Genomic DNA, 11,943 nt, shown 5'->3' with positions numbered 1-11,943 from the left:
GCTTCTACCAGGGCGTGTACTGGGGCGAACCCCGCAACGTCAGCGTGACGCTGCGCTGGAAACTCTGATGACCTGATGGATGGTGCCGGTTCTGCGACCGGCACCCGGCCACGGATGGCCAACCCTGGCGTGCTTCGGTGCGCCGGCCTTCTCTTCATTCAACCTGCAGGACCRCCGTGGACCGCTCGCCCGCAACCGCCAGCCCCCGCCTCAGCACCTTCTTCGCCAACCCGCGATGGGGCGTGCTGTCCCGATCCCTTGCCGCCATCTTCGGCGGCTACGCGCTTGCCTCGATGACCACGGTGTTCTGTGCGCTGGCGCTGCCGGGCGCGCGCGGCCAGGCCGTGCTGACCGGCATGCTGCTGGCGATCCTGGTCGCCGCCTGCGCCGCGCTGTGGGCGTTCGCCACGCGCAGTGCGCTGCGTGCCTGGGTCGGCATTCTTGCCCCCACCCTGCTGTTGGCCGGCATTTCGCGCCTGCTGGGAGCGTGGGCATGAAGAATGGATTCCGCCAATCCATGGCCTGGCTGCATACCTGGACCGGCCTGCTGGTCGGCTGGCTGCTGCTGCTGATCTTCATGGCCGGCACCGCCAGCTACTACCGCGAGGAAATCAGCCGCTGGATGCGCCCGGAGCTGCCGCGCAGCACGGTAAGCACCGACGAAGCGGCGCAGCGCGCGGCCGACTACCTGCTGGCCAACGCACCACAGGCCGAGAGCTGGTTCGTCACCCTGCCGCAGCCACGCAATCCGGCCATGCAGATGTTCTGGCGGTTGCCGGCCGAGCTGGCCGACCCCAGCAAGGGCCGACGCGGCGCCTTCGGTGATGCCACCCTGGACCCGAACACCGGCACCGAGCTGAAGGCCCGCGAGACCCGTGGCGGCGACTTCTTCTACCGCCTGCATTTCGACCTGCACTACATTCCCGTGCTGTGGGCGCGCTACCTGGTGGGCTTCTGCGCGATGTTCATGCTGGTGGCCATCATCACCGGCGTGATCACCCACAAGAAGATCTTCAAGGACTTCTTCACCTTCCGGAAGGACAAGGGCCTGCGCTCCTGGCTGGACTTCCACAACGTCAGCGCGGTGATGGCCCTGCCTTACCACGCGATGATCACCTACACCGGCATCGTCACGTTGATGATCATGTACCTGCCGTGGGGAGTGAACGTGGCCTACGGCACCGACCAGGATGCGTTCTACGCGGAGGCCTTTGGTGGCCTGCCCGAGGTCACCGCGCCCGCCGAAGGCAAGGCTGCCCCCCTGCCGCTGCGGCAGCTGCTGGACAGTGCCCGCACGCATTGGCACGGCACCGAGGTCGCCGGTTTCAGCGTTGCCAATCCCGGTGCCGCCAATGCGGTGATCGACATCCGCCAGCGCGATGGCAAACGCCTGTCCATCGATACCCCGGCGCTGCGCTATGACATGGTCACTGGCGCGCTGCTGCAGGAAACGCCGCCTTCCGGTGGCGCCACCGCCACCCGTGGCGTGCTGTATGGCCTGCACCTGGYCCGCTTTGCCGATTGGGGCCTGCGCGCGTTGTTCTTCCTGTCCGGCCTGACCGGCTGCCTGATGGTGGCCAGCGGCGTGGTGCTGTGGGCGGTGAAGGAGCGGCCGAAGCATGCCAAGAGCGGTCGCACCGGCTTCGGCCTGCGCCTGGTCGATGCACTGAACATCGGCGCCGTGGCCGGTCTGCCGATCGCCTTCGCCGCCTATTTCTGGGGCAACCGCCTGCTGCCGCTGGGCTTGGCCGAGCGCTCCAACGCCGAAGCGAACGTGTTCTTCTACGCGTGGGGCGCCTCGCTGCTGGCAGCCTTCATCTGGCCCAAGCGGATGATGTGGGCGTGGCAGCTGTACATCGGCGCGGCCGCGTTCGCGCTGATTCCGGTGGTCAACGCATTGACCACCCACGCGCACCTGGGCGTGACGCTGTTCAACGGTGACTGGGCATTGGCCGGTTTCGACCTGTCGATGATCGCCTTCGGCGTCATGCTGGCCCTGTGCGGCTGGCGCATGCAACGCTGGACGCCGCCGCTGACTGCCGCCGAGAAGAAGAAACGCGCGGCGGCCGCTGCAGCGACAAAGGCACYGGCCGATGCAGTGGAAGCGGAGGCCAGCGCATGATGCTGCTGGTACTGGGGTTGTCGTTCACAGCGTTCACCGCGCTGTCGCTGGCGATGGAAAAGCATCAGCAGGAACTGCACGGCAAATCCGCGGCATCACCGGCACGGCGCACGCAATGGCGGGTGCTGGGCTGGGTGCTGCTGACGGTGGCTTTCGCACTGTGCGTGGTCGACCACGGCTGGGCGATGGGCCCGGTGCTGTGGCTCGGCGAGCTCACCCTGGGTGGAATCGTGCTGGCGTTCGCGCTGTACCCCTACCGGCCGAAATGGATCGCGCCGCTGGCGATCGCGTTGCCGGTGATCGGGCTGGTGGTGGCGCTGTTGTAACCCGTGCGGTGGACCGCATCCACGCATGGCGTGGATCTACCGGACCCACGCTCGCCGGGCATGGCCCGGCGCTACCGTTCTGCGCGCACGTGGGTAGCGCCGGGCCATGCCCGGCGACGCGTCACGCCAGGCGCTTCAGCTCCCACGCACGATGGATGCGCGCATTGCGCTCGAAATCCGGGCCGATGGTGCTGGCGCTGATCTCGCGGCACTGGGCGAATTCGGCGATGGCGTTCTCTTCCAGCTTGAAGCGGCGGAAGTTGTTGGAGAAGTACAGCACGCCACCCGGCGCCAGTCGCGCGACGGCCGCACGCAGCATCTTCACCTGCTCGCGCTGTACGTCGAAGTCCTCGGCGCGGGCCGAGTTGGAGAACGTCGGCGGGTCGCAGAAGATCACGTCGTACTGGCCGCGATCGCCTTCCAGCCAGGCCATCGCATCGGCCTGCACCAGCAGGTGCTGATTGCCGCCCTGCCCGTTCAAGGCCAGGTTGTCGTAGCACCACTGCAGGTAGGTGGCCGACAGGTCGACGCTGGTGGTGCTGGCCGCACCGGCCACCGCCGCCTGCACGCTGGCCACGCCGGTGTAGCAGAACAGGTTGAGGAAGCGTTTGCCGCGCGCCTGCTCGGCCATCAGCCGGCGCAGCGGGCGATGGTCGAGGAACAGGCCGGTATCCAGGTAATCGAACAGGTTCACCTGCAGCAGCGCGTTGTTCTCGCGCACCACGAGGAACTCCTCGCGCTGCTCGAAACGGCCGTACTTGCTGCCGCCCTTGCCACGTTCACGCGATTTCATCGATACCTGTTCCGGCGGGACGCCGAACACCTCGCGCGCAGCGGCCAGCAATTCATTGCGGCGGCGGCGCACGTCGTTCTCGGGAATCGCAGCGGGTGCAGCGTATTCCTGTACATGCAGGAACGTGCGGCGCTGGCCGCCATCTTCCTCGTACACGTCGATGGCCGCTGCGTATTCCGGCAGATCGGCATCGTAGGCACGGAAACAGGTGATGCCTTCGCGCGCGCGCCAGCTCTTGAACTTCTTCAGGTTCTTGCGCAGGCGGTTGGCCACCATCTGCGCGCCTTCGCTCAGCTCGCGCACCTGTGCCGGGTCGYGGCCCGGCACCGCGATCGGATCGCAGACGATCAGTGCGCATTCCAGCGCACCATTGAACATCTGGTACTTCTTGCCCGCACGCAGGCCGGTGGCGAAGGCCAGTTCGTCATTGCCGCACAGCAGGCTGGCGCGCCACTGCGGCACGGCCTTCTGCAGGGCATTGCCCAGCTTGCGGTACAGCGCCGGATCGGCGGCCAGGCGCTCGTCATACGGCGGGTTGCAGACCACCGCGCCGATCTCCTGCTCCGGGGTGGGCAGGTCAGCCACATCGGCGCGGGTGAAGCGGATGGCATGGGCGACGCCGGCAACTTCGGCGTTCTCGCGCGCGGCCTGTATCGCCACCGGGTCGATGTCGCTGCCGTGGATGACCGGCTTCAGCGCGGCAAGGCCGGCCGCTTCGCGATCACGCGCTTCGCTCTGGATGGTTTTCCAGGCAGCCTTGTCGAAGCCCAGCCAGCGGCTCGGCGGCAGGCTGCCATGGCGCATCAGGCCGGGGGCGACATCGGCCGCCATCAGCGCGCCTTCGATCAGCAGGGTGCCGCTGCCGCACATCGGGTCCAGAAGGCCGCCACCGGCAGCGTGCAGGCGCGGCCACTGCGCGCGCATCAGCAGCGCGGCAGCCAGGTTTTCCTTCAACGGCGCGTCATGCGCCGCACCGCGCCAGCCGCGGCGATGCAGCGGGCCGCCGCCGAGGTCGATCGACAGCGAGGCGCGGCCCTTGCGCAGCGACAGGTTGACGCGCACGTCCGGCAGGTCGGTGTTGACCGAAGGGCGCTCCAGCCCTTCGTCACGCATGCGGTCGACGATGGCGTCCTTGATCCGCTGCGCGGCGAAACGGGCATGGGTGATCTTGTCGCCGGACACATGCGCGTCCACCGCCAGGGTCATCTCCGGCTTGATGTGTTCGTGCCACGGCAGCGCACGCACGCCGTCGTACAGCGCCTGCTCGTCCGGGCATTCGAATTCGTCGATCGGCCACAGCACGCGGCTGGCCAGCCGCGACCACATCACGATCCGCAGCGCCTGCTCCAGTTCGCCATCGGCGTTGACGCCGGCGATGGTGGCAGTGGCCTTTTCCAGGCCCAGGGCCGACAGCTCATCGGCAAGCAGGTATTCCAGGCCCTTGGCGCAGGAGACAAAAAATTTCACGGGATCGGTTCGCAGGTGGTCAGGCACGGCAGGGGGCCGGGCCATTCGGAAGGGAGGGCCGTGGACACGGCCGGCAGGCCCGCGCCGGGGGCGGCGGGGCTGCCATTGTAGTCAATGCGGGCGGGCGCGCCGTGCGCCCGGGCTTCACAGCTGCCGCAGCAGGCGCTCGAAGGCCTGCGCAGAGGCTTCCACGTGGTGCTCCAGGCGATGGCCATCGTCCACCAGCAGCAGCTGCGCCGAGCGCGCCTGCGCCCAGGCGATGACTCCGGCGGCCGGCACCACCTCGTCATGCCAGGCCTGCACCACCGTGGTCGGCACCGGCGCGGCATCCAGCGCCGGCATCGGGCCCATGGTGGTGGGCGGCACCATCAGGAACAGGCCGGCCACCGGCACCTGCAGCGAGGCGATGGCGGAGATGTAGGCGCCCAGGCTGGAGCCGGCCAGCACCACCGGCCCCTGCGCAGCGGCAGCGGCCGTGCGCTCGATCAGGCGTTGCAGGCGGGTGCGCACATCGCCAACGCGGCTGACCTGGCTCATCGCGTCCAGGTCGGTGTAATCGGGGCGCTCATGGGTCCAGCCCAGTCGCTCGGCGACTTCGGCCAGCGCGGTGACCTTGGTCGCCTCCGGGCCGCTCTCGAAGCCGTGGGACAGGATGCAGTGACCGCGGCTCATGCGTGCGCTCCCACGGAGCGGATCGACAGCAGAAGGGAAGGCAGTTTCATCCGGCAATGCTAGCATCGCCGCATGCCCAAACCGCTCCTGCCCGGCCTGCAGCTGCAGCCGTTGCCCTACCACGACCGCCTGCCACTGCGCGATCCATCCAGCCTGGCAATGGTGGTGATCCACTGCACCGAACTGCCCGACCTGGCGACCGCCCGGGAGTACGGCGAGCGCGTGCTGTACGACAGCGGCGCCGGCAACAGCGGGCATTTCTACATCGACCGCGACGGCAGCGTGGTGCAGTACGTGGCGCCGGAGCGCATCGCCCACCACGTGCGCGGCATGAATGCCGATACCGTGGGCATCGAACTGGTCAATTCGGGGCGCTACCCGCACTGGCTCGACAGCCGCCACCAGGCGATGGACGAGCCGTACACCGAAGCGCAGCTGCTGGCGCTGGAACGGTTGCTGCAGGCACTGGTGGCTCGTTACCCGTCGCTGCGGCGGATTGCCGGACATGACCAGTTGGACCTGGAGCAGGTGCCGGCCAGTGATGACCCGGCGGTGACCGTGGCGCGCAAGCGTGATCCGGGCCCGTTGTTCCCGTGGGCGCGGGTGCTGGCGAAGGTGCCGTTGCAGGGGTTGGAGTAAGCGCCGGCAGGGCTGCGCCCTGCACCCGCACAGGCAACGTCAACGTCAACGTCAAAAGCTGGCATTCGGTGGGATGGCGGGGTGGGTCCCGCGGCTGTTGGTAGGTGTCGACCTTGGTCGACACGTGGATCCACGCCATGCGTGGATGAACGTCAAATCGACCAACCCGCTTTGCTCAGGCGCCGGTGGCGACCGGGCGGCTGCTGTCGCTGACCCAGCCACTCCATGAGTCCGCGTAGATGCGTGCGCCGGACAGGCCCGCGCTTTCCATCGCCAGCAGCAGGTGGCAGGCGGTCACGCCCGAACCGCACATCAGCACCACGCGTTGCGGGTCCTGGTTGCCGATCACGCCCTGCAGTTCGGCACGCAGTTCCTGTGCATCGCGCAGGCGGCCGTCCAGCACGTTCAACGCGAACGGGCGATTGACCGCGCCCGGCACATGGCCGGCGACCGGGTCCAGCGGCTCCACCTCACCGCGGAACCGCTCGCCCGCGCGGGCATCGACCAGCCAGCCCGGCGCATGCTTGAGGCGTGATTCGATCTCGTCCGCGCTGGCAACCTGGCTGCCATCGAAGCGCCCCGGATACGCGGGCAACGCGATGACCTGGCTGCTGCCGGTCGCCAGCGGCTGGCCGGCGGCCTGCCAGGCGGCGATGCCGCCATCGAGTACGGCCACGTTCGCATGCCCGATCAGGCGCAGCAGCCACCACAGGCGCGCGGCGGCCATGCTGCCATCGCTGCCGTCATACACCACCACCTGCGTGTCGGTGCCGATGCCCCATTGCCCCAGTCGTGCGGCGAACGCATCGCTGTCGGGCAACGGGTGGCGGCCATGGCCCACCCGCGTCAGATCGGACAGGTCGCGGTTGAGATCGGCATGCACTGCGCCGGGAATGTGTCCCTGCGCGTAGAGGCTGTTGCCCGCCTGCGGGTCGGCCAGCGATGCACGCGCGTCGACCACGCGCACGGTACTTGCGGTCGCGCGGGCATCGACCACGCGTACCCCATCGCCCAAGGCCGCAGCCAGGGTCGCAACATCGACAAGGGTGGTCCACGGCGGGTCGATCGGCTTCATTGCACTTGCTCCAGGCGGCGACGCAGGTTGTACAGGATGGCCGCGGTGGCGCCCCAGATGCGCTGGCCGGGCCAGCCATATTCAAGGACATGGCGGACGCGGCCGCGATGGTTGATTTCGACCTGGCGCAGGTTGTCGGCGGCCATCAGATAGTCCAGCGGCACTTCGAACACCTCGGCCACTTCGCTGGGCTGCGGGACCGCCACGAAATCCGGATCGATCACTGCCACCACCGGGGTCACCCGGTAGCCGGTGATGGTCACGAACGGATCGAGATATCCCAATGCCTGCACCTGTGTCGGCGCCAACGCGATTTCTTCCTGGCTTTCGCGCAGTGCGGCAGCCAGCGCATCGCGATCATCGGGCTCGGTACGGCCACCGGGGAAGCCAACCTGGCCACCATGTTGCCGCAGGGTTTCGGTACGCCGGGTCAGGATCACCTGCGCACCGTTGGCGCGCGGCACGATGCCAGCCAACACCGCCGCCTCGACCGGTGGGCCCGGAGGCAGCAGGTCATCCAGTTCACTGCGGTTCCAGCCGTCACCTGCCGGCGGTTCGGCCAGCGGATGCAGCGCGCGCAGCAGCCGCTCATGATCGGCCAACGACCCTCGCAGCGACTGCTGCAGCTGTTGGCGCAGGGGCAGCACACGCTGCAGGATGTGGCCGCGTTCGCTGTCGCTCATCGACGACCACCGTGCGATTTCGTCGATATGCCGCCCGCACCCGGCGCAGAGCCGGTTGCGATCCAGCTTGCAGACGTTGATGCAGGGGCTTGCGACAGCACGCGCCGTTTCTTCCATTATTTGCACCGGTCAACAGTAGCGCGAATGGGCTGAATTTGGGATGGGCCCCGCACAGCTGCAGCGTGGTGCAGAAACAAAAACGCGCCGGTGGATTCACCGGCGCGTTGATGTTGACGCTGTTTCTTCTTACTTGACGCTGATCAGCTTGATCTCGAACTGCACAGCCACGTTCGGCGGGAACGGGGTGCGCGGGTCGGCGCCGTAGGCCTGATCCGGCGGCAGCGAGACTTCCCACTTCGAGCCTGCCGGCATCTGCAGCAGGGTCTCACGCATGGCCTTCATTTCGACTTCGCTGACCTTGATCGACGGAATCTGCTGGGCCGGGCGGGCTTCGGTCGGGCGCTGGCCGTACGGGAACGGACCGGCCACTTCCAGCYGCACGGTGCTGGCCTGGGTCGGCTTGGCACCCTTGCCGGCTTCGATCACACGGTACTGAACGCCGCTCGGCAGGGTCTGCACGCCCGCCTTTGCCTTGTTCTGCGCCATGAACTGATCGCTCTTGGTCTTGTTTTCGGCAGCAGCCTTTTCGTACTCGGCCTTGGCGGCCTGGGCACGGCCCTGCTCGCGCTTCTGGAACGCTTCAACGGCCGGCTTCAGCTGCTCGGCGGTAATGGCCGGCTGCTTCTTGGCGTAGGCGTCCTGAAGGCCCTTCACCACCGAGTTGATGTCCAGCTGCTCACCGCGACCGGTCAGCTCCGCCAGGTTGTTGCCGTAGTCGTAACCGAAGTAGTAGCTCAGCTTGCCCTTCTCGGACGCGATGTCCTGGGCGAAGGCATTGCCCGTCAGGGCCAGGGCCGCGACGGCGACCGCGATAGAACGCAACTTCATCAAACAGTTCTCCAGGGGTGGTAACTCAGGGACGTTCTGCGCCGCCCTGAGGCGACGGGTTAGGATAACGGCCACAACGTGTAACCGCTACTCACCACGCAGGCTATGACCTGTCTGCGTTTACAGAGTTCAATCTCACTTTTTTTTAACGTTCCAGGAGTTTCCCGTGGTCGAGGCCCCCGCTCCCCACCCGGTCGACGTCAGCGATGATGGCGCCGTCCGCACCATTACCGTGCAACGTCCGGACAAGCTCAACGCCCTCAATGCCGCCACCCTGCAGGCGCTGGCCGAGGCGTTTGGCGACGCCGCCGCCGACCCGGCGGTACGGGTGGTGGTGCTGACCGGGGCTGGCCCCAAGGCGTTCGTGGCCGGGGCCGACATCGCGGAAATGAACACCTTGAGCGCGGTTCAGGGACGTGATTTCTCCCTGCTCGGCCAGGCCCTGATGCGCCGCATCGAACGCATGCCCAAGCCGGTGATCGCCCGGGTGAACGGATTTGCGCTGGGCGGCGGGCTGGAACTGGCCATGGCCTGCCATCTGCGCATCGCCGCTGATTCGGCCAAGGTCGGCCAGCCGGAGATCAATCTCGGCCTGATTCCCGGCTTCGGCGGCAGCCAGCGCCTGCTGCGCCTGTGTGGTCGCGCGGCCACGCTGGAACTGTGCCTGCTGGGCACCCCGATCGACGCCGCGCGCGCACTGGCCCTGGGCATCGTCAACGAAGTGGTGCCCGCCGCCGAGCTCGATGCCCGCGTGCAGGCCCTGGCCCGGCAGCTGGCACAGTCGGCGCCGCTGGCGCTGCGTGGCCTGCTCGACGCGGTACACGTGGGCGGCGAATGCAGCCTGGAAGCCGGCCTGGAATACGAAAGTGCGCAGTTCGGCCTGCTGTTTGCCACCGAGGACATGCGCGAAGGCACCAGCGCCTTCCTGCAGCGCCGCCCCCCCGCCTTCCAGAACCGCTGACGCCATGGCATCCCGACCCAACCCCGTGCTGCTGTTCGCCCGGGTCCAGGCAGACGATCCCGATGGTGCGCTGCAGGCTGGACTGATGGACTACGTCGTGCGCGCTGGCGATGAGCGGCTGCTGCCCGATCATCCGGACCTGCCCGACCGCCTGTGCCAGATGCAGTTGCAACTGCAGCGTGCATGGGCGGCGCGCGAACGCTTCCGCGCACGCGCCGTGCGCCTGGCCCGCCGCGAGGCCGAGCGTGATGCGCGCCGGACGCCCGCGCCGGCACCGGACGTCAAACCCGCCCTGCCTGCCGCCGCGGCCGCCATCCTCGCCCGGGCCAAGGCCCGCGCCGCCGGCAAGGAGCAGTAATGGCGACCGCGAAGAAGACCGCGCGCGCACCTGCGCGCCGCGGCGGTACGATGCCGCGTGCCGACGTGGTGGAAATGTTCACCCGCCTGCGCGAGCTCAATCCGCATCCGAAGACCGAGCTGGAATACAGCTCGCCGTTCGAACTGCTGGTGGCGGTCGCGCTGTCTGCACAGGCCACCGACGTCGGCGTCAACAAGGCCACCCGACGCCTGTTCCCGGTTGCCAACACGCCGGCGAAGATCCTCGCGCTGGGCGAAGAGGGACTGAAGAAGTACATCGCCACCATCGGTCTGTTCAACGCCAAGGCGAAGAACGTGATCGCCACCTGCGCGCTGCTTCTTGAGAAGCACGGTGGCGAAGTGCCACGCGATCGCGACGCACTGGAAGCCCTGCCCGGTGTCGGCCGCAAGACCGCCAACGTGGTGCTCAACACCGCCTTCGGCGAACCGGTGATGGCGGTGGACACGCACATCTTCCGTGTCGCCAACCGCACTGGACTTGCGCCCGGAAAGAACGTGCGCGAGGTTGAAGATCGACTGGTCAAAGCGATTCCCGCCGAGTTCCTGCTCGACGCGCACCACTGGCTGATCCTGCACGGCCGGTACGTGTGCAAAGCGCGCAAACCGGATTGCCCGGGCTGCGTGATTGCCGACCTGTGCCGGTTCAAGGACAAGACCCCCGCGGAGTGACGGCGCCATCCACGCATGGCGTGGATTGGCTGGAAAATCCATCCACGCATGGCGTGGCTCTACTGCAACCGGGGCGCAATCCGCGCGTCATACGTAACCGGTTTCAATGGCAGGCCCAGCCGTGACGGGGCCTGCGGCGGATCGCCGCCGTGCGCGAACTGTCACATTTACGCAATCTTCACGTTTTAGCCTGCGCGCATCTTCCCACCTGCCTGCAAGGCTCCTCTCCATGAAACTGCATCACCAGCTCCTGACGATCGCCGTGGCTGCTGCGCTGTACGTGCCGGCCGCCCACGCCGAAGTCGCCATCGATGTGATCGGCGGTTCGGAAATCACCTTCGAAGGCCTGGTCCAGGCCGACGGCAACTGGTACGACAATGACGTCGTGGACCTCAACGGCGGTGACGCCGGCAACGGCAAGAACAGCGAATTCGAACTGCGTCGCGCCGAGCTGGTGCTGAAGGGCAAGGGCCCGGGCAACGTGGAATGGGTCGTGGGCTACGACGCCAAGGCCGACAAGTTCCTCGACACCAACGTGAAGTACAAGCTGCTGGGCAACGCCAACCACTTCATCCAGGTCGGCCAGTTCAAGCAGCCCAACAGCCTGGAAGAACTGTCCAGCACCAAGAACAACGACTTCATCTCCAAGGCTGCGGTCACCAACACCTACGCTGTCGCCCGTCGCCTGGGCGGTGCCTACAGCTACGGCCAGGACAACTGGTCGGTCACCGCCAGCGCCTTCGGCCGCGAACTGACCCGCAACCTGGCCCACGGCAGCGGCTACGGCGCGCGTGGCACCTGGGCCCCGATCAACGAGAAGGGCCAGGTCCTGCACTTCGGCCTGAGCTACGTCGACTACGACACCGACGCAGACACCCTGCGCGTGCGTGCCCGCCCGAACGCCGACCTGGCCACCGCGCGCCTGGTCGATGGCGGCAACATGACCGACACCGACCGCGTCAGCACCATCGGCGCCGAGGCGATGTACTTCCAGGGCCCGTTCAAGGCCCAGGCCGAGTACTACACCAGCAAGGCCAAGCGTTACGCCCATGACAACTACACCACCGACGGCTACTACGTCAGCGGCGTGTGGAATGTCACCGGCGAAAGCTGGAGCTACAAGGGCGGCACCCCGGGCACCGGCCTGCCGAACAACCCGGCCGGCGGCCAGTGGCAGCTGGGCGTGCGCTATGACCACATGGATCTGAAC

Annotated in this window: 13 protein-coding genes; 8 read left to right on the top strand and 5 right to left on the bottom strand. The window is 67.5% G+C overall.

All coding sequences use genetic code 11. The annotated features are described in order from the left end of the window. Positions 1-176: 176 nt before the first annotated feature. Genes AC1DJN_RS16310 through AC1DJN_RS16300 form a run of 3 tightly spaced genes read left to right on the top strand, consistent with a single transcriptional unit; the run spans position 177 to position 2,448 of the window. Positions 177-497 carry a DUF3649 domain-containing protein gene (locus AC1DJN_RS16310; RefSeq protein WP_032975664.1) on the top strand — a complete coding sequence of 107 codons (321 nt, stop codon included), beginning with the start codon at positions 177-179 and terminating at the stop codon, positions 495-497. Further along, positions 494-2,122, top strand: coding sequence for a PepSY-associated TM helix domain-containing protein (locus AC1DJN_RS16305; RefSeq protein ID WP_478039500.1), 1,629 nt, complete (start codon positions 494-496; stop codon positions 2,120-2,122). Before AC1DJN_RS16310 ends, AC1DJN_RS16305 begins: the two co-directional genes overlap by 4 nt. Then, positions 2,119-2,448, top strand: coding sequence for a DUF3325 domain-containing protein (locus AC1DJN_RS16300; protein WP_442251040.1), 330 nt, complete (start codon positions 2,119-2,121; stop codon positions 2,446-2,448). The genes AC1DJN_RS16305 and AC1DJN_RS16300 overlap by 4 nt, the downstream gene beginning before the upstream one ends. 121 nt (positions 2,449-2,569) lie before the next feature. Here AC1DJN_RS16300 and rlmKL read toward each other — a convergent pair whose 3' ends face one another. Both rlmKL and AC1DJN_RS16290 read right to left on the bottom strand, forming a co-directional pair. Then, a complete protein-coding gene (rlmKL, locus tag AC1DJN_RS16295) occupies positions 2,570-4,708 on the bottom strand; it encodes a bifunctional 23S rRNA (guanine(2069)-N(7))-methyltransferase RlmK/23S rRNA (guanine(2445)-N(2))-methyltransferase RlmL (protein WP_478039497.1) in 2,139 nt (712 codons plus the stop codon). A gap of 144 nt (positions 4,709-4,852) precedes the next feature. Continuing rightward, positions 4,853-5,380, bottom strand: a complete 528-nt coding sequence (locus AC1DJN_RS16290) for an alpha/beta hydrolase (protein ID WP_025875362.1) — start codon at positions 5,378-5,380, stop codon at positions 4,853-4,855. Between the two features lie 72 nt (positions 5,381-5,452). On the opposite strand from AC1DJN_RS16290, the gene AC1DJN_RS16285 reads away from it, so the two are divergent. Then, positions 5,453-6,019, top strand: coding sequence for an N-acetylmuramoyl-L-alanine amidase (locus AC1DJN_RS16285; protein ID WP_032975661.1), 567 nt, complete (start codon positions 5,453-5,455; stop codon positions 6,017-6,019). A gap of 175 nt (positions 6,020-6,194) precedes the next feature. Here the strand turns inward: AC1DJN_RS16285 and AC1DJN_RS16280 are convergent, their stop codons facing one another. The 3 genes from AC1DJN_RS16280 to AC1DJN_RS16270 form a co-directional block, all read right to left on the bottom strand. Further along, the gene (locus tag AC1DJN_RS16280; protein ID WP_032975659.1) at positions 6,195-7,094 is read right to left on the bottom strand and encodes a sulfurtransferase; all 900 of its coding nucleotides are present in this window, start codon (positions 7,092-7,094) and stop codon (positions 6,195-6,197) included. Beyond that, positions 7,091-7,894 (bottom strand): CoA pyrophosphatase, encoded by an 804-nt coding sequence (locus AC1DJN_RS16275; protein ID WP_032975658.1) that lies wholly within the window; start codon positions 7,892-7,894, stop codon positions 7,091-7,093. The genes AC1DJN_RS16280 and AC1DJN_RS16275 overlap by 4 nt, the downstream gene beginning before the upstream one ends. Positions 7,895-8,023: 129 nt before the next feature. After that, on the bottom strand, positions 8,024-8,725 hold the full coding sequence (locus AC1DJN_RS16270) for an FKBP-type peptidyl-prolyl cis-trans isomerase N-terminal domain-containing protein (RefSeq protein ID WP_478039495.1): 702 nt from the start codon (positions 8,723-8,725) through the stop codon (positions 8,024-8,026). A 166-nt stretch (positions 8,726-8,891) separates the two neighbouring features. Here AC1DJN_RS16270 and AC1DJN_RS16265 point away from each other — a divergent pair, with 166 nt between their 5' ends. From AC1DJN_RS16265 to AC1DJN_RS16250, 4 genes are all read left to right on the top strand, one after another. Then, entirely contained in the window at positions 8,892-9,686 is a 795-nt protein-coding gene (locus AC1DJN_RS16265) for an enoyl-CoA hydratase/isomerase family protein (protein ID WP_025875367.1), read from the top strand. A 4-nt stretch (positions 9,687-9,690) separates the two neighbouring features. Further along, complete coding sequence (locus AC1DJN_RS16260) at positions 9,691-10,044, top strand: hypothetical protein (protein ID WP_032975654.1); 354 nt, start codon at positions 9,691-9,693, stop codon at positions 10,042-10,044. Next, positions 10,044-10,733, top strand: a complete 690-nt coding sequence (gene nth / locus AC1DJN_RS16255; RefSeq protein ID WP_025875369.1) for an endonuclease III — start codon at positions 10,044-10,046, stop codon at positions 10,731-10,733. Before AC1DJN_RS16260 ends, nth begins: the two co-directional genes overlap by 1 nt. Positions 10,734-10,962: 229 nt before the next feature. Continuing rightward, the coding region (locus tag AC1DJN_RS16250) for an OprO/OprP family phosphate-selective porin (RefSeq protein ID WP_478039493.1) at positions 10,963-11,943 on the top strand (981 nt) is incomplete at its 3' end.

This window comes from Stenotrophomonas sp. 05L414_2, assembly GCF_056397905.1.
This window is presented reverse-complemented; position numbering and strand designations above follow the sequence as displayed.